Source organism: Lachnospiraceae bacterium JLR.KK008, from assembly GCA_037015955.1.
Taxonomy (GTDB): domain Bacteria; phylum Bacillota; class Clostridia; order Lachnospirales; family Lachnospiraceae; genus VSOB01.
In genome coordinates this window covers 1,882,152-1,904,704 of record CP143548.1, presented here as the reverse complement: position 1 = coordinate 1,904,704, position 22,553 = coordinate 1,882,152, and the positions used below count along the sequence as shown (strand labels likewise).

General features: G+C 49.1%; 19 protein-coding genes and 1 pseudogene. 14 read left to right on the top strand and 6 right to left on the bottom strand.

Going from position 1 to position 22,553, the window contains the following annotated elements:
* Positions 1-19 precede the first annotated feature (19 nt).
* The 6 genes from der (at position 20) to spoIVA (ending at position 6,997) form a co-directional block, all read left to right on the top strand.
* Positions 20-1,354 carry a ribosome biogenesis GTPase Der gene (gene der, locus V1224_09620; protein WWR14761.1) on the top strand — a complete coding sequence of 445 codons (1,335 nt, stop codon included), beginning with the start codon at positions 20-22 and terminating at the stop codon, positions 1,352-1,354.
* Positions 1,354-1,998, top strand: a complete 645-nt coding sequence (plsY, locus tag V1224_09615; protein WWR14760.1) for a glycerol-3-phosphate 1-O-acyltransferase PlsY — start codon at positions 1,354-1,356, stop codon at positions 1,996-1,998. The genes der and plsY overlap by 1 nt, the downstream gene beginning before the upstream one ends.
* Positions 1,999-2,205: 207 nt before the next feature.
* Complete coding sequence (locus V1224_09610) at positions 2,206-3,213, top strand: NAD(P)H-dependent glycerol-3-phosphate dehydrogenase (GenBank protein WWR14759.1); 1,008 nt, start codon at positions 2,206-2,208, stop codon at positions 3,211-3,213.
* A 14-nt stretch (positions 3,214-3,227) separates the two neighbouring features.
* Positions 3,228-4,043 carry a MoxR family ATPase gene (locus V1224_09605; GenBank protein ID WWR14758.1) on the top strand — a complete coding sequence of 272 codons (816 nt, stop codon included), beginning with the start codon at positions 3,228-3,230 and terminating at the stop codon, positions 4,041-4,043.
* A gap of 33 nt (positions 4,044-4,076) precedes the next feature.
* On the top strand, positions 4,077-5,285 hold the full coding sequence (locus V1224_09600) for a VWA containing CoxE family protein (protein WWR14757.1): 1,209 nt from the start codon (positions 4,077-4,079) through the stop codon (positions 5,283-5,285).
* A gap of 239 nt (positions 5,286-5,524) precedes the next feature.
* On the top strand, positions 5,525-6,997 hold the full coding sequence (gene spoIVA, locus V1224_09595; GenBank protein ID WWR17452.1) for a stage IV sporulation protein A: 1,473 nt from the start codon (positions 5,525-5,527) through the stop codon (positions 6,995-6,997).
* Between the two features lie 13 nt (positions 6,998-7,010).
* On the opposite strand, the gene V1224_09590 is transcribed toward spoIVA, so the two are convergent.
* The 3 genes from V1224_09590 to V1224_09580 all read right to left on the bottom strand — a co-directional run bounded on the left by V1224_09590 (position 7,011) and on the right by V1224_09580 (position 9,695).
* Entirely contained in the window at positions 7,011-7,196 is a 186-nt protein-coding gene (locus V1224_09590; protein WWR14756.1) for a hypothetical protein, read from the bottom strand.
* Complete coding sequence (aroA, locus tag V1224_09585; GenBank protein ID WWR17451.1) at positions 7,190-8,470, bottom strand: 3-phosphoshikimate 1-carboxyvinyltransferase; 1,281 nt, start codon at positions 8,468-8,470, stop codon at positions 7,190-7,192. Before aroA ends, V1224_09590 begins: the two co-directional genes overlap by 7 nt.
* A 124-nt stretch (positions 8,471-8,594) precedes the next feature.
* On the bottom strand, positions 8,595-9,695 hold the full coding sequence (locus V1224_09580; GenBank protein WWR14755.1) for a prephenate dehydrogenase: 1,101 nt from the start codon (positions 9,693-9,695) through the stop codon (positions 8,595-8,597).
* Between the two features lie 198 nt (positions 9,696-9,893).
* Here V1224_09580 and V1224_09575 point away from each other — a divergent pair, with 198 nt between their 5' ends.
* The 4 genes and pseudogenes from V1224_09575 (at position 9,894) to leuS (ending at position 17,675) form a co-directional block, all read left to right on the top strand.
* Positions 9,894-11,984, top strand: coding sequence for an elongation factor G (locus V1224_09575; protein ID WWR14754.1), 2,091 nt, complete (start codon positions 9,894-9,896; stop codon positions 11,982-11,984).
* A gap of 277 nt (positions 11,985-12,261) precedes the next feature.
* A pseudogene (locus V1224_09570) lies at positions 12,262-13,899 on the top strand (CvpA family protein).
* Between the two features lie 125 nt (positions 13,900-14,024).
* Entirely contained in the window at positions 14,025-15,056 is a 1,032-nt protein-coding gene (locus V1224_09565) for a hypothetical protein (protein WWR14753.1), read from the top strand.
* A 204-nt stretch (positions 15,057-15,260) separates the two neighbouring features.
* Complete coding sequence (gene leuS, locus V1224_09560; GenBank protein WWR14752.1) at positions 15,261-17,675, top strand: leucine--tRNA ligase; 2,415 nt, start codon at positions 15,261-15,263, stop codon at positions 17,673-17,675.
* Positions 17,676-17,722: 47 nt separating this feature from the next.
* On the opposite strand, the gene V1224_09555 is transcribed toward leuS, so the two are convergent.
* From V1224_09555 to V1224_09545, 3 genes are all read right to left on the bottom strand, one after another.
* Positions 17,723-17,998 (bottom strand): hypothetical protein, encoded by a 276-nt coding sequence (locus V1224_09555; protein WWR14751.1) that lies wholly within the window; start codon positions 17,996-17,998, stop codon positions 17,723-17,725.
* On the bottom strand, positions 17,991-18,497 hold the full coding sequence (locus V1224_09550) for a hypothetical protein (protein ID WWR14750.1): 507 nt from the start codon (positions 18,495-18,497) through the stop codon (positions 17,991-17,993). The genes V1224_09555 and V1224_09550 overlap by 8 nt, the downstream gene beginning before the upstream one ends.
* 151 nt (positions 18,498-18,648) lie before the next feature.
* Entirely contained in the window at positions 18,649-18,897 is a 249-nt protein-coding gene (locus V1224_09545; GenBank protein WWR14749.1) for a chorion class high-cysteine HCB protein 13, read from the bottom strand.
* A gap of 167 nt (positions 18,898-19,064) precedes the next feature.
* Between V1224_09545 and V1224_09540 the strand changes: the two genes are divergently transcribed.
* The 4 genes from V1224_09540 to srtB all read left to right on the top strand — a co-directional run bounded on the left by V1224_09540 (position 19,065) and on the right by srtB (position 22,537).
* Positions 19,065-20,267, top strand: a complete 1,203-nt coding sequence (locus tag V1224_09540) for an AAA family ATPase (GenBank protein WWR14748.1) — start codon at positions 19,065-19,067, stop codon at positions 20,265-20,267.
* Positions 20,245-21,060 (top strand): hypothetical protein, encoded by an 816-nt coding sequence (locus V1224_09535; GenBank protein WWR14747.1) that lies wholly within the window; start codon positions 20,245-20,247, stop codon positions 21,058-21,060. The genes V1224_09540 and V1224_09535 overlap by 23 nt, the downstream gene beginning before the upstream one ends.
* Entirely contained in the window at positions 21,057-21,458 is a 402-nt protein-coding gene (locus V1224_09530; GenBank protein WWR14746.1) for a hypothetical protein, read from the top strand. The genes V1224_09535 and V1224_09530 overlap by 4 nt, the downstream gene beginning before the upstream one ends.
* 212 nt (positions 21,459-21,670) lie before the next feature.
* A complete protein-coding gene (gene srtB / locus V1224_09525) occupies positions 21,671-22,537 on the top strand; it encodes a class B sortase (GenBank protein WWR14745.1) in 867 nt (288 codons plus the stop codon).
* Positions 22,538-22,553 lie beyond the last annotated feature (16 nt).

The window sequence follows — 22,553 nt, the reverse complement described above, 5'->3', positions numbered from 1 at the left end:
ACCAAAACAGGAGAACCAGATGAGCGGAAAAAAGGGAAAGCCGATTGTGGCAGTGGTGGGCAGGCCGAATGTAGGAAAATCCACCTTGTTCAACGGACTGGCGGGAGAAATGATCTCCATCGTAAAAGACACGCCGGGAATTACAAGAGACAGAATCTATGCGGACGTCACATGGCTTGACAGAGCCTTTACGCTGATTGATACCGGAGGCATTGAGCCAGACAGCAGAGATGTGATCTTATCCCAGATGCGGGAACAGGCACAGATCGCCATCGATACGGCGGACGTTATTCTGTTTATGACAGACGTCAGACAGGGCGTTACCGATGCGGATGCGAAAGTGGCTGATCTGCTGCGCCGTTCTCAGAAACCGGTTGTTCTCGTTGTCAATAAAGTGGACAGTTTTGACAAGTACATGCCGGACGTCTATGAATTTTATAATCTGGGGATCGGTGAACCGATTCCGATCTCGGCATCCAGCCGTCTGGGAATCGGTGAACTGCTTGATCAGGTAATCAGTCATTTCCCGGAGACTGCGGAGGATGAGGAAGAGGATGATCGTCCGAAGATCGCCATTGTCGGCAAGCCCAATGTCGGTAAGTCGTCGATCATCAATAAGCTGATCGGGGAAAACCGGGTCATCGTCTCGGATATTGCCGGGACGACGAGAGACGCTATTGACACGGAGGTCGTGCATGGCGGCCGGGAATATGTGCTGATTGATACGGCAGGACTGCGGCGGAAAAATAAAATTAAGGAAGAGCTGGAGCGGTTTATGATCATCCGCACGGTTGGCGCAGTAGAGCGGGCGGATGTGGCGGTGCTCGTCATCGACGCTCAGGACGGCGTCACGGAGCAGGATGCAAAGATCGCCGGAATTGCCCATGAGAGGGGCAAAGGCGTAATCATCGCCGTCAACAAATGGGATGCAGTGGAGAAGGACGACAAGACGATCTATAAATATACGAACAAGGTGCGGGAAGTGCTGTCATACATGCCTTATGCGGAATTGATCTTTATCTCCGCACGGACAGGGCAGCGGCTGCCGAAACTGTTTGATCTGATCGACGCAGTCATCGAAAATCACGCTCAGCGAGTGGCGACCGGTGTGCTGAACGAGATTATGACGGAAGCGGTGGCATTGCAGCAGCCTCCCTCAGACAAGGGCAAACGACTGAAACTCTATTATATGACACAAGTGTCGGTAAAGCCGCCTACCTTTGTTATCTTTGTCAATGACAGGGAGCTGATGCACTTTTCCTATACGAGATACATTGAAAATAAGATCAGAGAAGCGTTTGGGTTCCGGGGGACGCCTCTGCGGTTTATCATAAGAGAAAGGAAAGAAAAATAATGGAACGGATCATCTGTCTTGGAATGGGATACGTGCTGGGACTTTTTCAGACGGCTTATATTTATGGGAAGATGCATGGCGTGGACATCAGACAAATGGGGAGCGGCAACGCGGGTACGACTAACACATTGCGTGTGTTTGGCGCAAAAGCCGGTCTGATCGTGTTTGTCGGAGACGTACTGAAATGCGTGATCGCGGTTCTGCTGGCAAGGTTCTTATTCAGCGGCAGCAGACCGGATATTGTCTATCTGCTGATGCTGTATGCGGCAGCAGGTGCGATACTGGGACACAATTTCCCGTTTTATATGGGCTTTCGGGGAGGTAAAGGCATTGCAACTACGGCTGGACTGATTGCGTTTCATCCTGCTTTTCTGCCGATGGGTGTGATTGTGTTTTTTACGGTCTTTCTTGTCACACACTATGTATCCCTCGGATCGCTCATGCTCTATGCGGGCTTTCTGATCCAGCTTATCGTGATGGGGCAGATGGGATTTTTCCATATGAGCCAGACGGCCCTCTGTGAGCTGTATGCCGTCGGCGCTTTTCTGACGGTCATGGCCTATGTGAAACACAGGGCCAATATCGTGCGGCTCTGTAAGGGTGAGGAGAGAAAGACATATCTGACGAAAAAGAATAAAGTGTAGGAAGAGAAAACGATTCCGGTGTCAAAAGGCAGGTTTTGTTTTTACATTGTCCGTTTTCATCAGTTTCCGTTATGCTCTTCTCCGTCAAGTTGCAGGAACAGAAACAGATAAAAACGGACAGAATATGGAAAACGATGCCTTTTGACATCGGAATCCATGACAGAGTGTAAGAAGAATCAGAAAATTATCATACAGGAGGACAGAAATATGGCATCGATTGGTGTAATCGGGGCAGGGAGCTGGGGCACCGCTCTGGCACTGCTTTTGTACAATAATGGACATGAGGTGGCTTTGTGGTCCGTGATTGAGGAAGAAGTGGAGCTGCTGCGGACAAAGAGAGAAAACCCGGATAAACTCCCCGGTGTGAAACTGCCGGAGGACCTGCTCGTAACCTCGGATCTGTCACAGGCTGTGGCGAAAGATATGCTGATTCTGGCTGTACCGTCTCCTTTTGTGCGCAGCACGGCGCACAATATGAGAGAGCTTGTGCGGGAGGGACAGATCATTGTCAATGTGGCCAAAGGTGTTGAGGAAGCAACACTGATGACACTGTCGCAGATCATCAAAGAAGAGATTCCGCAGGCCGATGTGGCGGTCATGTCCGGTCCGTCCCACGCGGAGGAAGTCGGCAGGGGGATACCGACGACGATTGTGGTCGGCGCAGAGAGCAGAGAGACGGCGGAATATGTACAGAGCGTGTTTATGAGCGAGGTGTTTCGCGTTTATACGAGCCCGGATGTGCTCGGTATCGAGCTTGGCGGGGCGCTGAAAAATGTGGTGGCGTTGGCGGCGGGCATTGCCGATGGCCTCGGTTATGGAGACAATACAAAGGCGGCGCTCATTACGAGAGGCATTGCCGAGATCGCAAGGCTCGGTACGGCGATGGGAGGCAAGACGAAGACATTTGCCGGACTCTCAGGCATCGGCGATCTGATTGTCACCTGCGCCAGTATGCACTCAAGAAACAGAAGGGCGGGTATTCTGATCGGGAAGGGGTATACCTGTGAGGAAGCAATGAAAGAGGTGAAGATGGTAGTGGAAGGCGTGCACTCCGCAAAGGCGGCCATGGGACTGGCTGCGAAGTATGATGTGCAGATTCCGATCATCGAGCAGGTCAATGAAGTACTGTTCCACGGAAAGAAGGCGGACGAGGCGGTAAGAGATCTGATGCTGCGGGATAAAAAATTAGAGAATACAGATATGCCGTGGGAATGAAAAAGGAGAAGAGTATGGCGGAAAACAATTTTACAAGTACGAGGGAATATGTAGCTTCGGAAGAGCTGATGGCGAGCGTCAATGTGGCGATCGCTCTGCAAAAGCCGCTGCTGATTAAGGGGGAGCCGGGAACAGGCAAGACGATGCTGGCGGAGGCAGTGGCAAAATCTCTCGGCAAACGGCTGATTGTCTGGAACATCAAGTCTACGACGAAGGCACAGGATGGCCTGTATGTGTATGATACCATCCAGCGTCTGTATGACGGACAGTTCGGGGAAGAAGGCGTGGACGACATCTCCCGCTATATCAAGCTGGGTAAGCTCGGGGAAGCCTTTGACAGTGAGGAGCAGGTCGTACTGCTGATCGATGAGATTGACAAGGCCGATCTGGAATTTCCCAATGATCTGTTGTGGGAGCTTGACCAGATGGAATTTTATATTCATGAGACAAAACGGACCGTTAAGGCGAAACAGCGGCCGATCGTGATCATTACTTCCAATGCGGAGAAGGAACTGCCGGATGCATTTCTGCGCAGGTGCATCTTCCATTACATTGCGTTTCCGGATGCAGCTTTGATGGAAGAGATTGTCAGAGTACACTATCCGCACGTGGAAGATAATATTCTGAAAAATGCCATGGAGGCTTTTTATGATATTCGTTCGATGCGTGACATCCGCAAGAAACCGAGTACATCGGAGCTGATCGACTGGGTGAATGCACTGCAGATCGGCGGGATCTGCGCGGAGCAGATCAAAACGGCGCTGCCGTTTATCGGCGTTGTCGTAAAGAAAGACGAAGATTTGCAGACTGTGCTGCACAATACGGATTGATGACTGCCCGAATGAGGCGGATGGAGAGCGTTTATGTTTCAGAAATTTTTCGAAGTATGCAAAGCCAAGGGCCTGAAGATCACATTGAGCGAATGGCTGACATTGCAGGAAGCGCTGGATAAGGGGCTGGCCGGGAGCAGTCTGACCGGATTTTATTATCTTTCCCGCATGATCCTCGTTAAGAGCGAGGTGGAATTTGATAAATTTGATATGGCCTTTGAGGAATGCTTTCAGGGCATACAGTCCGAGAATGCGCTGACGAATCAGATGCTCCGCTGGCTTAACAAGGAAGAGATGAACGAAATGCTGCAGATCGAGGAAAAGCAGTGGCTCAATCAGCTCGAGGAGATCAAAGTCGATAAGGAAGATGTGGAGCAGAAGTTTAAAGAACGGCTGAAAGATCAGGACAGCGAACACAACGGCGGCAGCTATTGGATCGGGACGATGGGCAAAACATCGTTCGGCAATACGGGCGGCAATATCGGTGGTGTGCGGGTCGGCGGACAGACCGGATACCAGTCGGCGTTTGCGGTCATCGGCGATCGTAAGTTCCGGGATTTCCGCGATGACAGAGTGCTTGACAACAGACAGTTCCAGCAGGCGCTGCGGCGTCTGCGTCAGTTTTCCACGAGACTGGATATTCCCAAGACGGAACTGGACATAAATGGAACGATCGATAAGACATGCAATAATGGCGGCTGCCTGCAGATCGTGATGGAGAAACCGAGGAAGAATGCGGTTAAGCTGCTGTTGCTGATGGACTCCGGCGGGACGATGATCCCTTACACAAGGCTGCTCAACGATCTGTTTCAGTCCGTAAATAAGTCCAATCACTATAAGGACGTAAAAGTCTATTATTTTCATAACTGCATCTACAGCCATCTGTATAAGACGCCGGAATGCGAGAACGGCGACTGGATTGAGACGGAGTGGATGTTCCGCAATCTGGACAGCGACTATAAAGTGATCATTGTCGGGGACGCGGCCATGGCCCCGGAAGAGCTGTATTCCGAGACAGGCAATTACAGGGGACCAAACGGCGGACTTGCCGGCATGGACTGGCTGTTGCTCCTGAAAAAGCATTATAAAAAGATCGTCTGGATGAATCCGAAGATGGCTCCGGGGAAAGCGCCGTGGCGCGAAGCGGAGACAGCCGTGAAGGAAGTATTTCCCATGTATAAGCTGACGGTGGACGGTCTCAACCGGGCGATGACCGTGTTGATGACGCAGGCGAAGCGGTGACGGTGGAATCCTTTGTCATAAATAAACGACCCCTTTCATACATTACAGTAAAATAAAAATTGCGAAACGGCAGTCCTTTAAAGCAGAGTTTGACAAAACATAGAAATAAAGAGCGAATTTAAAACGTATTTGAGCTCTGTTTTGTATGTTTTGACCGAACTCGTTATCACAGAAATCAGTTTCGCAATTACCTGATTACAGTAAAGGATGGAAGGGGTCGTTTTATGGATACAGCGACAATGCAGCAATATGATTTATACAAAGATATTAAAAATCGATGCGGAGGGGAGATCTATCTGGGTGTGGTAGGTCCGGTACGCACCGGAAAATCTACGTTTATCAAGCGGTTCATGGATCTGATGGTACTTCCCTATATGAATGATGAACACGCGAAGACACGGGCACAGGACGAACTGCCCCAGAGCTCCGGCGGTAAAACGATCACCACGACAGAACCGAAATTCATACCAAAAGAAGCGGCGGGCGTCACACTCGGCGGCGGTGTGGACGTAAAAGTACGGCTGATCGACTGTGTGGGCTATATGGTAGAGGGCGCTGCCGGACATATGGAAGAAGACGTGGAGCGGATGGTGAAAACGCCATGGTCTGACGTGGAGATTCCCTTTACACAGGCGGCAGAGATCGGGACAAAGAAAGTCATCAGCGACCATTCCACGATCGGCATCGTTGTGACGACGGATGGCAGCTTCGGAGAACTGCCGCGGGAAAATTACATAGAGGCGGAGGAACGGACGATCCATGAGCTGAGACGTCTGAAGAAGCCGTTTATCGTTTTGCTGAATACGGAAAAGCCATATTCGGAAGATGTGAAACGACAGGCCGGAGAACTGACGGAGAAATACGGCCTGACTGTGATGCCAGTCAACTGTGAACAGTTGAAAGAAAGCGACATTTATCATATTCTGGAAAATGTGCTGTATGAGTTCCCGCTCTCGATGATAGAATTTTATGTGCCGAAATGGGTGGAGATGCTGCCGGTTACTCATCCGCTGAAGGCAGACATCATCGAGCAGGTGAGCAGCCTTGTCAGGGATATGAATACGATCCGTGATGTGCTGGAACATCCGGTCACAGTGAGCAGCGAATATGTGAAACGATGCAAGACAGACGGTATCAGTATGTCGGACGGCACGGTGCGGGTCGTGCTGGAGGTGGAAGACGCCTACTATTATCAGATGCTCAGTGATCTGATTGGCGAGGAGATCACAGGGGAATATCATCTGATCTCTGTGATGAAGGAACTTGCGCAGATGAAAAAAGAGTATGTGAAAGTGATCCATGCCATAGAGTCCGTGCGGGCCAAAGGGTACGGCGTTGTGACGCCGGAGCGGGAGGAGATCAGTCTTGCGACACCGGAGGTGATCCGGCATGGCAACAAATACGGCGTAAAGATCAAGGCGGAAAGTCCTTCGATCCATATGATCCGTGCCAATATCCAGACAGAGATCGCGCCGATCGTCGGTACCCAGCAGCAGGCGGAAGACCTGATCCGCTATATCTCTGAGGCGGAGAATACGGAAGATGGCATCTGGGAGACAAATATATTTGGTAAGACGGTGGAACAGCTTGTGAATGACGGAATTTCGAGCAAAATCGCCATGATCGGTGATGAAAGTCAGGTAAAATTGCAGGAAACGATGCAGAAGATTGTCAACGACTCTAATGGCGGCATGGTATGTATTATTATTTGATGAGAAAATCCGCTTACAAATGTCTGAGAAACAGACAGGGAGAATAAGAGGGGAAGCACTGGAAAGCGTCTGAAAACAGACGCTTTTTTATTAGATAGGAAAGATTGATCGGCGTCCAGCCAAAGACGGTCATCAGCAGAGAATATCCCGCGGACTGGAAGCCGGGCAGAGCTGGCGCAAGCATAGAGTTTGTCAGCATAACGCCTTTAAATGTTCATAAAATGTCGGATAAGAGATGGCAACGCAGTCGCCGCCGGCGATCTGTGTCTCTCCGTCGGAGATAAGGGCGGCCACGGCGAAGCTCATGGCGATGCGGTGATCGTTGTGAGAGTCGATGACTGCGCCGTGGAGTGGTCTGCCACCGTGGATGATCATGCCGTCGTCGGTGGCCTCAATCTCACAGCCCATCGCGCGCAGATTTTCCACCATCACGCTGATGCGGTCGGACTCTTTGACTTTCAGCTCGGCGGCGTCCCGGATGACGGTCGTACCCTGGGCGCAGGCGGCCATGACAGCGATGACAGGAAGCTCATCGATCAATGTTGGAATGAGGCTGCCGCCGATCTCGCAGCCGTGCAGAGAAGCAGAGCGGACGAGAATGTCCGCGCACGGTTCCCCGCCGTCGTCACGGATATTTTCAAGTGTCAGGTGAGCGCCCATCATTCTGGCGGCTTTGAGGATGCCGTCTCTCGTCGGATTGATGCCCACATTTTTGATCAGGACCTCAGAACCGGGAACCAATGACCCGGCGGCGATAAAATAAGCGGCGGAGGAAATATCTCCCGGCACTTGAATATTGTGTGCGTACAGGGCATTGCCCGGTCGGAGGAGCGCAGTCGTTCCTTCGGAGGAGATGTCAGCCCCGAACAGACGCAGCATGATCTCGGAATGATTTCTGCTTACATAAGGCTCTGTGACTCTGGTTTCTCCGTCCGCGTACAGACCGGCGAGCAGGATGGCGGATTTCACCTGCGCGGAAGCGACGTTTGTCGTATAGTGGATACCATGGAGCGGAGCCCCTTCGATGAGAAGGGGGGTGCAGCCGTTGCCACGTTCACTTTTGATTTGGGCGCCCATCCGGGAGAGGGGTTCGATAATACGTTTCATCGGACGTTTTTGGATGGAAGCGTCACCGGTCAGTCTTGATGTAAACGGCTGAGCGGCGAGAATGCCGGAGATCAGCCGGGTCGTCGTGCCGCTGTTGCCGGCATCTAATGTGGAAGAGGGGGCGCACAGCCCGTGCAGGCCCCGCCCGCGGACGAGGATATGGCCCGGGTTCTTCTGTTTCTCAATCTCAATCCCCATTTTCCGGAAACAGGCGATCGTGGAGAGACAGTCCGCGCCTTCCAGAAATCCGCTGATCTTTGAGGTTCCCTCTGCCAGGGAGGCAAACATCACACTCCGGTGGGAGATGGACTTGTCACCGGGGACAGTTACGGTTCCCCGCAGTTTTTCTGCTTTTTTACATATGATATTCTCTTTGCTGTACACGTCTGTTTTCCTCACTATTGTTGGTATTCCTTTTACAGTTCCATAGTTGTATGTATTATGAATGTTGTTTCGTGCCCTTGTCCACTGAGGGTAACATTGTCGCATGTTATTTTTTTTCATAAATGTGGTAGCCTTTGTTTTTGAGAATGGAGATGGCTGCCTGCATCTTTTCTTCCCCGTAAAATTCAATGCGCAGAGCGCCTTCTTCCCGTTCCCGGTTATGGGTGATGCCGATATTTTTGATACTGATGCTGTTCAGAGCCAGAATCGTGGCGATAGAGGCCAGTGCCCCCGGTTCGTCGGCAATATCGATCCGGATGGAAAATACTTTTTTGATCGGACCGCTGGATGCCTCGATAAAAGAATCGCGGTAAATGCGGGCGCTGCTGAAAAAGTCATAGATCTCGTCTTCGCTCTGTGCATCGATCTGTGCTTTGACACGCTGCAACGCCTGAATATAACGTCCCAGGAGCTCGGAAATATTATCTGTGTTTGTCAGACAGATCTGCTGCCACATGTCGGATGAGGAGGAGGCAATGCGGGTAATATCCTTAAAGCCTCCGGCGGCGATCAGTTTCATGATGCCGTCCTGCGAATCGGAATCTCTGACAAAATTCACGAGGGAGGAGGCGATGACGTGGGGCAGGTGGCTGATGGCTGCCGTGACATAATCGTGTTGTGCAAACGGCAGGACAAGCGGAATGGCGCCGATGGAAGAGACAAGATCTTTATAAAAATCCAGTTTCCACGCAGGGACAGTTTCCGTGGGGGTTAAAATATAGTAGGCGTTTTCCAGCAGCTTTGCCTTCGCATTGGCATAGCCGTAGCGTTCGCTGCCGGCCATCGGATGGCCTCCGATAAAGGATTGATCCAGTCCCAGAGCCGCCACCTGTCTGTGGATGCCTGTCTTTACGCTTCCGACATCGGTGAGAATACTGTCCTTTGCCAGAAACTGCTTCAGCCGCAGCAGATTTTCTTCATTGCAGGAGACGGGCGCGCATAAAAATATCATATCGCAGCCGGAAAAGGCAGCGTCGACCTGATCGAAGATGAAGTCGGCAACGCCTTCTTCTTTTGCCTGACGGAGCGCTTTGGCATTCGTGTCACAGGCATAAATTGTAATTGTATTGTGGGTTTCCTTCAGGGCCTTGGCGATAGAACCTCCAATCAGGCCGAGGCCGATAAAACCGCAGGAAATTGCTTTCATAATGTGGATGACTCCTTTCCGTACTCATGATAACACTAAGTCTCAACGCGGGCAAGAGCGGACAAAGGATTATCGAAAATGTGTAAAGTTACTTGTAATTGATGCCGGAATTTAGTAAAATGTACACATGGGGCATGTGAAAGGATGAGAACAGATCTTGGCAAAACACCCTAAACAGCATAATTGGAGGGAATTTATATGAATGTTTACACAACTGACAAAATTCGCAATGTAGTATTACTCGGACATGGCGGTGCAGGAAAGACCTCTCTGGCAGAAGCGATGGCATATCTGGCGGGCCTTACATCCAGGATGGGTAAGGTCACAGATGGCAATACCGTCAGCGATTTTGGGAAAGAGGAGCAGAGGAGAAAATTTTCCATCAGCACTTCCATAGTTCCCTTGGAATGGGAAGGGACCAAGATCAACATTTTAGATACGCCCGGTTATTTTGATTTTGTCGGAGAGGTGGAGGAAGCGGTCAGTGCGGCGGATGCGGCTGTGATTGTTGTCTCCGGTAAGGCGGGAATGGAAGTCGGAACTGAGAAAGCATGGGAGCTGTGTGAGAAATATAAACTGCCGCGGATGATATTTGTCACTGATATGGATGTGGATAATGCTTCCTACCGGCAGGTCGTATCAGATATGACAGAGAAATATGGTAAGAAGCTGGCGCCGTTTCATCTGCCGATCCGTGAGAACGAGAAGTTTGTCGGTTATATTAACGTAATCAGCGAGACCGGACACAGATGGAAAGGCAAGGAAGTCGTTGACTGCGAGATTCCTGAATACAGTCAGGCGAATCTGCAGCTCTGCCGGGATACATTGATGGAATCTGTGGCAGAGACGAGTGAAGAGTTTATGGACCGCTATTTTGCCGGAGAGACTTTTTCCGAGGCGGAGATTCGTGCAGCGGTGCGCACGAACGTTATGGACGGCACGATCGTACCGATGTCCATGGGTTCCAATGTGCTCTGCCAGGGCGTTTACACACTGCTCGATGATATTGTGAAATATTTTCCGAGTCCGGAGAACAGGGAGATCGCCGGTGTTAATCTGAAGACGAACGAGATTTTCCAGGCTGACTATGATTTTGCAAAATCGAAATCTGCCTATATTTTCAAGACGATTGTCGATCCGTTTATCGGTAAATATTCTCTGATCAAAGTATGTTCGGGTGTCTTCAAATCCGATGATTTGATCTACAATCAGGACAAAGAGCTGGAAGAAAAGGTTGGAAAGCTGTATGTACTGCAGGGCAATAAGCCGATCGAAGTGCCGGAGCTTCATGCCGGTGACATCGGGGCGGTGGCAAAACTGACGGCGGCAAGAACCGGCGATACACTCTCCACGAAAGCGGCGCCGATCCGCTATGGGAAGACAGAAATTTCCACACCGTATACGTATATGCGTTATCACGCAAAGAATAAGGGCGACATCGATAAAATTTCACAGTCATTGCAGAAGATGATGCACGAGGATCTGACATTAAAGGCAGTCAACGACAGTGAAAACAGACAGACGCTGCTGTATGGAATGGGCGATCAGCATCTGGAGATCGTGGTCAGCAGACTTTTGAATGAATATAAGGTGGAAGTGGAACTGTCCAAACCGAAGGTTGCGTTCCGGGAAACGATACGGAAAAAATCCGATGTGGAATACAAATATAAGAAACAATCCGGTGGACATGGACAATATGGTCACGTGAAGATGCGTTTTGAGAGTTCCGGTAATCTGGAAGAGAGTTTTACGTTTGCGCAGGAAGTCGTGGGCGGCGCCGTACCGAAAAATTATTTTCCGGCGGTGGAGAAGGGACTTCAGGAGTCTGTTCTCAGAGGTCCTCTGGCGGCTTACCCGGTTGTCGGCGTCAAAGCCGTGCTGTATGATGGGTCTTATCATCCGGTAGACTCGTCCGAGATGGCATTTAAGATGGCGACGATCCAGGCGTTTAAAAAAGGCTTTATGGAAGCTCAGCCGATCCTGCTCGAGCCGATCGTCTCTCTGAAAGTGACCGTGCCGGATCAGTACACGGGCGATGTCATGGGTGATCTGAATAAACGCCGGGGCCGTGTCCTTGGTATGAATCCGCTTGCCAGCGGCAAACAGGTCATCGAGGCGGATGTACCGATGACGGGACTGTTCGGATACTGCACCGATCTGCGGTCTATGACCGGTGGCCGGGGTGTGTATTCCTATGAATTCTCGCGGTATGAGCAGGCACCCTCCGACGTGCAGGAGAAGGAAGTGGCCGATCGCGCAGCGAAGGTGGCGGAGAATGCGGACGCCTGACAGCATGACCGTGACGGACAGGTGTGCCTGATCAAAAGCAGGATGGCCATGGCGCTGATGAAAAGCAAGATGGCAAATGTGACAGTAACACATTGCAACTGAAAGATTGAAATCAGGAAGATTGGGACCTGTGGAAATGCGTCCGCGGTATGCGGCCTCTTTCCCGGGTCCTTTTGGTATCTGAGCTGACTGACGAAGTAATTTTAAGTATTATTTAAGAGACGGCAGAGAGAATATGTAGTATAATTTTCCACATACTATTTTTGGAGGACAAATCATGAAAAAAATGACGCGGAATTTACTTTTTATATTGGCGGGACTGCTGGCCGCAGGCATTTTATATTATATCTACCTGCCGGCGGTGAACATCCACTCTGCCAGCTTCTGGTTTTTTATAATGGGCCTGATCGTCGTATGCATGGCGGTCTATGGGTTCCGAAAGGCCGGAAGGCGTCTGTTTGTCACAGATGGCAGACAACTGCGGCTTAATGTGGACTTTCAGGAGATGAAAGGGCTGAAATATATGGGCATCCTGCTGGGGGTGGTGTTTGTCATCTATCTGGTCGGCAGCATTTTATCTTCGCCGGTTGTCAACGCCGCAAAATACCAGCAGCTTCTGATGATAGAAGAGAGAAACTTTACCGACGACATCAAAGAGGCGGATTACAATACGATTCCGCTGCTCGACAAAAATTCGGCGGCGCTTCTCGGCAACCGCAAGATGGGAAGTCTCGTGGATATGGTGTCTCAGTTTGAAGTGAGCAACGATTATACCCAGATCAATTATCAGGGGAAACCGGTGCGGGTGACACCGCTTTCCTATGCCAATCCGATCAAGTGGCTGACAAATAACAGAAACGGCATCCCGGCCTATATACTGATCGACATGGCGACACAGGATACGGAGTGTGTCAAACTTCCGGAAGGCATCAAGTATTCCAAATCGGAATATTTCAACCGCAATCTGTACCGGCATCTGCGGTTCCGCTATCCGACTTATATTTTTGACGATCAGCTTTTCTTTGAGATCGATGAGGAGGGAACGCCTTACTGGGTGTGCCCGGTGAAGAAGTTTAATATCGGGCTGTTCGGCGGTCAGACTGTGGGCAATGTCGTACTCTGCAACGCTGTGACGGGAGAGTGTGTTGACTATGCGGTGGAAGATGTGCCCCAGTGGGTCGATAAAGTATATTCTGCGGAGCTGTTGACACAGTTGTATGACTATTCCGGGATCTTGAAGCATGGATTTTTGAACAGTGTACTTGGTCAGAGAGACTGTCTCCAGTCTACGAACGGCTACAATTATATCGCGCTCGACGATGATGTGTGGGTCTATTCCGGTGTCACTTCCGTCAGCGGTGACCAGTCCAATGTGGGATTTGTACTGATGAATCAGCGCACGATGGAGACGAGATTTTATAAGGTGGAGGGTGCAATCGAGGATTCCGCCATGTCATCGGCGGAAGGGCAGGTACAGAACCTTGGTTATGTGGCCACGTTCCCGCTGCTTTTGAATATTGCAGACGAACCTACGTACTTCATGGCGCTCAAGGATGCCTCCGGCCTGGTCAAGAAATATGCGATGGTCAACGTACAGAAATATCAGTGGGTGGCGATCGGAGACACCATCCAGGAATGAGAAAAAAATTACAGTGAGCTTTTGAACACGAACGGCATTGTCAGTCCGAATGCGGAGGCACTGAAGCAGATCACGGGTAAGATCACCGCGGTGGCGCCCATCGTGCTGGAAGGAACGACGCACTATTATGTGTGTGTGGAAGGCTCGGAAGATATTTTTGACGTATCGATGGCTGATGAGGATCTGATCGGTATCATCCGTTATGTGATCGGGGACCGGATCTCGCTCCGTTATACCGAGGGATATGGCCTGCATACGGTAAAAGAGATCGGGTAAGAGCGCAAGGGTCCAAAGGCCGGACTCTGGCAGAAGTTTCCTGTTCTGCCAAAGATCCCCGTGTTGACAAAATATTACAAAATAGGTAAACTTAGACTATAAAATGACTGGAAAGGAGATATGCGATGGGCAGATTTGGAAGGAAAGTTCTGACGATGATGTTGTCGGCGGCGCTGTGTGCAATGTGTGCTGTACCGCTGCAGGCCGAGGCTAAAAAAATCGATCGTCATGAGTGGTCCCAGTCTTCACAGGTGTGGGAGGTTGGAGATAATGTCACCGCCTATGTGAAAGAAGGAGTCCTTTATTTTGAAGGGACGGGGGCGATACCGGATTACACAAATGATACATTGTATACACGGCCCTGGCATGGCGTTCTGATCGAGGCGGTCAATGTGGGACCGGGGATTACGGACATCGGGACGAAAGCCTTTGCGGAATTTAATAAATTGAGATATATTACAGTCTACAGTACGACTTTTATCAAAAGCGGGAATGCGTTTGACAAGATAGACAGCGCGCCGCAGGTTCGGATCATCGGTACGGAAGAGACAACGAGGATGATCGGCGACAAAATACCGTATACGAGTCTTGACAGTTGGGCGCGGGTGGGGCAGAGCCGTACCGCCAACATTGTCTATATTATGGATAATGGCGATATGAAGATGAAGCTGCGCCAGAAGACACTGCCCAACGTGCCGTTTGTGTACTCGGCGGACAATGAGGATGCGACAAGACGTTATGAGATGGCGGGCCGGGAGGAAGAGCAGATCCAGACACAGACGTTTGTCTCTCCGCTTCGTTTCGCGCCTGGTTATGAAATGACAGGCCTGGCGGTGACATCCCGGCGTGTCGTTCAGGGAGAAGAATATCTGAATATTGTTGCATATTATTTGAATCATGGATATGCTGGTTACTCTTATGGGTATACGTATTCCAATATGGTCACGACCGGCGACCAGGTTTATGAGTCGTTCGAGGCTGCGAAAAATTATCAGTTCCAGATTCCGGCCGAGTTACAGAGTCCGGGACGGGTATTTAAAGTGATCCAGATCGTCGACGGGCAGCCTGTCGTGCTGGATGACCTTGACAACTCCGATACGACCATTACGTTTGCGACAGACAGAGGAACCTTTTATTACAGCATTATCTATCAATAGAGCAGAGAGATAAAACAGCGGCATATACCCGTGAGGGCGTATGCCGCTTTGACATGGCCGGAAGCAGGTGGATGAGATGGCTGATCGCTTTTCACTGGCCGGCTCCAGGGATGTTTGTCACGGTTTCTTTTGTGTAATACTTGACAATCTTTGAGCAGAAAACTAAAATATAGGGAGTCGGCGAGAACCAGGAGGAAATAAAAGATGGGAATACCATATAATCACAGAGAAATCGAAGAAAAATGGAGAAAAGAGTGGGAGCAGCATCCGGTCAATGTCAATGACGGCGAAAAGCCGAAATATTACTGTCTGGATATGTTTCCTTACCCTTCAGGAAACGGACTGCATGTCGGGCATTGGCGGGGATATGTCATTTCCGACGTATGGAGCCGTTATAAAATGTTAAACGGAGGACATTACATCATTCACCCGATGGGGTGGGATGCGTTTGGGCTGCCGGCAGAAAATTATGCGATCAAAATGGGTGTTCATCCCGCGAAATCAACGGCGGATAATGTCGCCAATATCAAGAGGCAGATTGGCCAGATTGCGGCATTGTATGACTGGGACATGGAAGTCAATACCACGGACCCTGCTTTTTATAAATGGACTCAGTGGATCTTTGTCAAAATGTTTGAGGCAGGCCTTGCCTATGAAAAGGAGATGCCAATCAACTGGTGTCCTTCCTGTAAGACAGGTCTGGCCAACGAAGAAGTGGTCAATGGAAAATGTGAGCGCTGCGGCGAGGAAGTGACGAAAAAAAGTCTCAAACAGTGGATGCTGCGAATTACTAAATATGCGGACAGACTGTTGAATGATCTGGACAAGCTGGACTGGCCGGAAAAAGTAAAGAAGATGCAGACTGACTGGATCGGCAAATCGTATGGGGCGGAAGTGGAGTTCCCGATCGATGGCAGAGAGGAGACACTTACGGTCTATACGACCAGACCGGACACGCTGCATGGGGCCACTTTTATGGTACTCGCTCCCGAACATGTGCTGGCGGCAGAGCTTGCGACAAAGGAGACGAGAACGGCAGTCGAGAAATACATCTATGATACGTCGATGAAGTCGAATGTGGACCGTCTTCAGGATAAGGAAAAGTCAGGGGTGTTTACCGGCAGTTATGCGGTCAATCCGCTTAACGGCGCAAAGATACCGATCTGGCTGTCGGATTATGTTTTAGCGGACTACGGAACAGGGGCGATTATGTGTGTGCCGGCTCATGACGACAGAGACTTCGAGTTTGCCACAAAATTCAAGATTCCGATTATCCAGGTCATCGCCAAAGACGGCAAAGAGATCGAGTCGATGACGGAGGCTTATACGGAAGCTAACGGCACGATGATCAACTCCGGTGAATGGAATGGAATGGAGAGTGCGGTACTGAAAAAAGAGGCGCCGCTTATGATCGAAAAGATGGGAATCGGCAGGAAGACGGTGAATTATAAACTGCGCGACTGGGTGTTTTCCAGACAGCGGTATTGGGGGGAGCCGATCCCGATCATTCACTGTCCCAAGTGCGGCTGTGTGCCGGTGTCGGAAGACCAGCTTCCGCTGCTGTTGCCTGATGTAGAGTCCTATCAGCCGACAGGTACCGGGGAGTCGCCGCTTGCTGACATTGAGGAGTGGGTCAATACGACCTGTCCGGTCTGTGGCGCGCCATCCAGGAGAGAGACGAATACGATGCCACAGTGGGCAGGATCTTCGTGGTATTTCCTGCGCTATGTGGACAGTAAGAATGACAGGGAACTTGTGAGCAGAGAGAAAGCCGATCAGTATCTGCCGGTTGATATGTATATCGGTGGCGTGGAACATGCGGTACTGCATCTGCTTTACTCGAGATTTTATACAAAATTTTTATGTGACATTGGTGTCATTGATTTTGACGAGCCGTTTAAAAAGCTGTTTAACCAGGGGATGATCACAGGGAAAAACGGGATCAAGATGTCCAAGTCCAAAGGAAATGTTGTATCTCCGGATGATCTCGTGAGGGATTACGGTTGTGATTCTCTGCGCCTGTATGAGCTGTTTGTCGGTCCTCCGGAACTGGATTCCGAGTGGGATGACAGAGGGATTGACGGTGTTTATCGTTTCTTGACGAGATTTTGGAAGCTCGTAATGGAAAACAGAGACAAAGACGTAACAGCGACGAAAGAGATGGTAAAGCTCCGTCATAAGATGGTTCATGATATAACGACAAGGCTGGAAAACTTCAGTTTGAACACAGTTGTCTCCGGCTTTATGGAATATAACAATAAGATGATTGAGATGGCTAAAAGTGAAGGCATGGATGCTGAGACGCTGCGGACAGCGGTTATTCTGCTGGCTCCTTTTGCCCCTCATATCAGTGAGCAGCTTTGGCAGGAACTTGGCGGTACGGACTCTGTATTCCATGCGGTATGGCCACAGGCCGATCAGGAGGCGATGGCCGACACGGAGAAGGAGATTGCCGTACAGATCAATGGCAAGACAAGAGCCGTGATCAATGTGCCTGCGGACATTTCCAAAGAAGATGCCATCAAGCGCGGCGAAGAAGCGCTTGGCAGTAAGTTAAGTGGCAATGTGGTCAAAGAGATCTATGTGCCGGGCAGGATAGTCAACATTGTGGTAAAATAGATGAAAGAGGAATCCCACGGGTGGGATTCCTCTTTTCTGATCTGGAACTATTTCTTACTTTGCATCAGTTTCATAATCTTATCCATGCGGACGATTTCTTCCGGGGTACTGTTCTTTTTGACGACGGTAATGATCAGTTCCATCTCCTCTTTGGAGAAAGATACGGAATTGTCTTTTCCTCTTTTGGCAAGGTTCATGAGAAAGGGAAGCATCTCCTTGGGGGTGAGATTGTTTCCTTCAAACACCATCATCTGCAGAAAATCTAATTTTGCTTTATCGATACCTGCAAGCGCCGGATCTTTAATCCATTCCGGTTCATTCATTTTGCATTCCTCCTTTTAACAATTCTATCATTGCCTGCTGCTCAGGACCGAGCATGGAGAGCAGAGCTTCCATGCCTGGCATCTGCATACCGTTTTCCTGCTTCGCATTTTCATCAGGATCATCCGAGTCCGAGGCAGCGTTTGTCATAGCCTGCATCATTTCCATCATCTCCATCATTTCCTTATAGGTTTCCAGAGAAGAAAACATCTGTTCCATCTGTTGCAGTTTTTGTTTTTGTGTTTCATTACAGTAGGGAAGAATGGAGGGAAGGACTTTTCTGATGTCTGTCTTTGGCTGTGAGGGATCGCCGCATATCGAGTAGGAATGATTCTTAAAATATGAAATGGTATACTGCAGTTCCTGATATTTGATATAAATGGCGAGATATTTCTGCATGGGACGGTCGAGGCAGGGCAGGAGAGCCTTCATGATCTGTATCTGGTTTGTCGTAAACAACGTGTCGAAAGCCGCTACGTTGTCCTGCTCTTTTTCATCCATAGAAACGTCTCTCCATTATCATTATTAAGAATTATGCCGTCCGGATAGAAGATATGCAGAAAAAGAGGCAGCTTTACGCCGCCTCTTTCCATACTGTCAGGCTTCAGACATGCCTGCGTGAGCCAGAACGGCTCATTTGAGAATGAAAATATTAGTTGCAGCAGCACAGAAGGATCAAGATCCAGAGAATGTTGCCGCCACATCCACAACCGCAGCCGCTGCCACAGTTATCATTGCCGCCGCAGATGTTGAAGCTGCCGCATCCACAGTTCATGCCGCCGCCGAAGCCGCCGTTGCCGCACAGGCAGAATAAAATAATGATCCAGAGAATGCTGCCGCATCCACAGTCGTTGGAAGGAGAATTGTTGCATCCGCAGGAAGTAGCTGTTAAATCGCTCATATAAGCCTCCAAAAGTTTATTTATGGTTTATACTATGAGCGACGGCCTGTCATTGTTTCCGGTATGGAAAAAAATTTGGGATTATGTTAAACTGAACAAAAGAAAACAAAAGGACAGAAAAAGCAAGTTAGGCGTCAGGCCAGGCAGTCGAAAGCGTGGTTTGCCGGATGGAGAGAACAGTGCAGGGAATCAGAGTCAGGAAATTATTCGGACGTTTTGACTATACAATTTTATTTTCAGAAGAAGGGATGACAATCGTTACCGGACCCAATGGCTTTGGCAAGTCTACGATTCTGCATGTAATCAGTGCGCTTGCCGGCGGTAATATGGACTATTTCTTTGACCTGAAATTTGATGAGATCGAAATCCTGGGGACCGGCCAGAATGATAATCTTGTGGTTCGAAAAGACGGAGACTACCTTTTTATCGGGGCAGTAACATTTAACAATCAGGATTTTATGAGCTGGAAACGGTATGGTCTGCGGAGGGCGGCAGAGGAGCCGTCTGATGAGTATGTGGAATTGATGGAAGACATTACATCTGTTATTTTTATGTTGAAGCAGATGACAGGCGAGGTATTTTGGATTGAGGAGCAGCGCCTTGTGAGAAGCGTCTTGCGGCGCAGAGTGAACCGGACAGACGGAAAGAAAGTGTTTGAGCGGAAGATTATTCAGGCTGTGGAGGAAATATCAGAAAAGCTGGAAGCGGAGATCGGCAGTGTGGCATATGAATATTCTCAGATTTCGAGTGAGCTGGACAGTACATTTCCTCAGAGACTGTTTGAGCAGACGGAAGGACTGACAAAGGAGGAATTTGACCGGGCGCTTTCTTCTCTTCGTGAAAAGGTGATGAAACTGCAAAAATACGGCGTTTCCGGTTTTGCGAAGCTGGAAGAGATCCAGTTCAAAGAGGCGGACGCCCGGGCGCTGAAAGTCTACTTTGAGGATTTTCAGAAAAAATACGAGAAGTACGATGAATTGATCGATCAGTTGGAGTTGTTTACGGACATTGTGAACCGGAGGTTTCGGTTTAAGCATATTTCTGTCTCCATGCAGGAGGGAATCTGCATCCATGATGATGAGGGCGATGAGATTCCACTTCTGAGGTTGTCGTCGGGAGAAAAAGAAACACTGGTGTTATTTTATCAACTGATTTTTGAAGTGCCGGGAAACAGCCTGCTTCTTGTTGATGAACCGGAGATCTCTCTGCATATCGCCTGGCAGAGAATGTTCGCTGAGGATATGCAGACGATTGTGCGCAGGAAAGGGATAAAGGCTGTTATTGCAACACATTCCGTGCAGATTGTAAACGGAAATCGTGCGATTCAGAGAGATTTGGGAAAACAGTATGCAGAGGGACTCCATAAGTGACAGTTTAACAAAAGAGGATATTGTCGCCTATATTGAGGCAGAGCTGAATGCAGATTTCGGTCATGAGCTTTGCTTTATTCTGGTGGAAGGCGCCAGCGACGTGAAATTTGTCAGGAGAGTGTTTGCAGAGCATGTCGTTCCCTACGAATCGTTTGCCGGAAAGAACGGTTTGACTGAGCTGATAGAGGACGGTTCGATTCGTGACGAGCGGGTGATTGCAATCAGGGACAGGGATTATGTCGATCCGGGAACGCTTCCGGAAAGAATGTTTGTATACGATACTTGCTGCCTGGAAATGATGCTATTAAAAAACAGGGACGTTCTGCAGGGATTTTGCAGCGTCTATTGTGAGGAGGATGGCTCCGGGTCAGCATTATTGCAGCAAGCGTTGCGCGCGCTTTCACCGTACAGTGTGGCGCGCAGGAAGAACGAGGAGCAGGGACTGGGGATCAATTTTGAGAAGGCAGGTTTTGGAGATCTCGTCCAAAGGGGAGGAGAATTTCCGGTTGATCTCTTGTTTGACAGAGTACGGATACCGGAGGAGCTGCGGGCGGCATGCAGAGAAGAAGCCTGCGAACTGTCTGTGGAAGAATTGTACGAGATTACCAATGGTCATGATATATGCCGGTTTTTGGGCGGTATTGCCGATGAAGGCAATGGAAAGATACTTGGAGAGGCAAAGGTACGCAATGTTTTACTCTGTTCGTACCGAAAAGAAGATTTCAGGCAGACCAGGCTGTATGATGCGATCAGGACATACCAGACTTGGTATGGCCTGTATTATGTGGAATGAGAGAAATTGGTCGGGGTGACAGGCGTATGCTCTTTAATCAAAATATTATATCCGAAATTTTAAGAAGCAGTTTCGGTGATAAAATCGAAGCATTTACGGACGACTGTGTGATGGAACTGGATGATTATGAACTGGCGGATCTATTCGAAGAGACAATCGATTTTGCCATATTGTACGGTATCGATGAAATTGAAGTGGAAGAGTATCGTGTGGAGGAGGTAGGCGAGGGTCAGAAAGTGTCAGGGACGCTGGAGATCATGGCAGTCGTTGATGGATTTGAGAGAATCGAGGAAGAGAGTGAGTTCAGGGACACGGGGACCATTGCATTTGGGGCAGGATTTTCCTTTCATGTTGAAGAAGGTGTCTACTCGGATCTGGAACTGGAATATTTATATTGATCGTATTTCGTGGGTAAATGTAACAGATCAAAACAGCTCTGTCAAAGGACAGGGCTGTTTTTGCGGTTCGAAGGAAGCCGATATTACAAAAAAATGTGTAAACTGTCGCAATATGTTGTGAAAGTACTTGAATTTCTCGCAATATATTGTAAAATAGTAATATGTAAAAGAATAAAATACTGGATGAGTATGTGCAGGAGGAGATACACAGAATGGCGAAGGAGAGCTTGAAAAAGCAGGCGGCCAGATACCATTTGGAAGAGTACGATGAGAAGATGCAGAAAGAAATTCTTCTCCAGTTAAAAAGGCGGGTGCGGAGAAGAAGGATTATTACCAGCGTCTGTCTGATCCTTGCTATTGTAAGTCTGGGATATTTTGCAGGATATTATTATCTGGCGGACAGGTCCGGCAGTCAGTTTGAAGAACTTGCCGATCTGCGGGGCAAAGAGCCAGTGTCAACCCCGTTTCTGATCAATAAGACGGGGGAAAGCGAGACACCGGATATTTTGGATGATTATAAAAATTTATATAATAAGAACAAAAGTCTAATCGGATGGCTCAAAATTGACGATACAATAATAGATTACCCTGTCATGCGGTCACCGGATTCGGAATATTACCTGACACATAATTTTAATCAGGAATATGACAGAAACGGTTCTATTTTCATGGATCCGGCGTGTGATGTCTTAAAACCGAGTACGAATCTGATCTTGTATGGGCATCATATGCGATCGGGAAATATGTTCGGAGACCTGGATCTCTACGAGTCGAAAGAATATATGGAAGCGCATCGTACAATACAGTTTGACACTCTGTATGAAAAGGGGACATGGCAGGTGATGTATGTGTTTCGTGATAAATTGAAGCAGGACACGGAGATTGCCTTTAAATATTATCAGTTTATTGATGCAAATTCCCCGGAGGAATTTGATTCCAATATGAAAGCGATGGCCGAAATGTCTCTCTATGACACAGGCGTCAAGGCTTCTTATGGTGATCAGCTATTGACTTTGTCCACCTGTGACAGCAGGGAGGAAGACGGCAGATTTGTCGTTGTTGCAAAGCGTATAGGTTAAGCATATTTTCAGAGGA

Bases quoted from the DNA above. Each gene is read 5' to 3' on its own strand.
- der (WWR14761.1), top strand. From the start codon at position 20: ATGAGCGGAAAAAAGGGAAAGCCGATTGTGGCAGTGGTGGGCAGGCCG.
- plsY (WWR14760.1), top strand. From the start codon at position 1,354: ATGGAACGGATCATCTGTCTTGGAATGGGATACGTGCTGGGACTTTTT.
- V1224_09610 (WWR14759.1), top strand. From the start codon at position 2,206: ATGGCATCGATTGGTGTAATCGGGGCAGGGAGCTGGGGCACCGCTCTG.
- V1224_09605 (WWR14758.1), top strand. From the start codon at position 3,228: ATGGCGGAAAACAATTTTACAAGTACGAGGGAATATGTAGCTTCGGAA.
- V1224_09600 (WWR14757.1), top strand. From the start codon at position 4,077: ATGTTTCAGAAATTTTTCGAAGTATGCAAAGCCAAGGGCCTGAAGATC.
- spoIVA (WWR17452.1), top strand. From the start codon at position 5,525: ATGCAGCAATATGATTTATACAAAGATATTAAAAATCGATGCGGAGGG.
- V1224_09590 (WWR14756.1), bottom strand. From the start codon at position 7,196: ATGCTGACAAACTCTATGCTTGCGCCAGCTCTGCCCGGCTTCCAGTCC.
- V1224_09580 (WWR14755.1), bottom strand. From the start codon at position 9,695: ATGAAAGCAATTTCCTGCGGTTTTATCGGCCTCGGCCTGATTGGAGGT.
- V1224_09575 (WWR14754.1), top strand. From the start codon at position 9,894: ATGAATGTTTACACAACTGACAAAATTCGCAATGTAGTATTACTCGGA.
- V1224_09565 (WWR14753.1), top strand. From the start codon at position 14,025: ATGGGCAGATTTGGAAGGAAAGTTCTGACGATGATGTTGTCGGCGGCG.
- leuS (WWR14752.1), top strand. From the start codon at position 15,261: ATGGGAATACCATATAATCACAGAGAAATCGAAGAAAAATGGAGAAAA.
- V1224_09555 (WWR14751.1), bottom strand. From the start codon at position 17,998: ATGAATGAACCGGAATGGATTAAAGATCCGGCGCTTGCAGGTATCGAT.
- V1224_09550 (WWR14750.1), bottom strand. From the start codon at position 18,497: ATGGATGAAAAAGAGCAGGACAACGTAGCGGCTTTCGACACGTTGTTT.
- V1224_09545 (WWR14749.1), bottom strand. From the start codon at position 18,897: ATGAGCGATTTAACAGCTACTTCCTGCGGATGCAACAATTCTCCTTCC.
- V1224_09540 (WWR14748.1), top strand. From the start codon at position 19,065: ATGGAGAGAACAGTGCAGGGAATCAGAGTCAGGAAATTATTCGGACGT.
- V1224_09535 (WWR14747.1), top strand. From the start codon at position 20,245: ATGCAGAGGGACTCCATAAGTGACAGTTTAACAAAAGAGGATATTGTC.
- V1224_09530 (WWR14746.1), top strand. From the start codon at position 21,057: ATGAGAGAAATTGGTCGGGGTGACAGGCGTATGCTCTTTAATCAAAAT.
- srtB (WWR14745.1), top strand. From the start codon at position 21,671: ATGGCGAAGGAGAGCTTGAAAAAGCAGGCGGCCAGATACCATTTGGAA.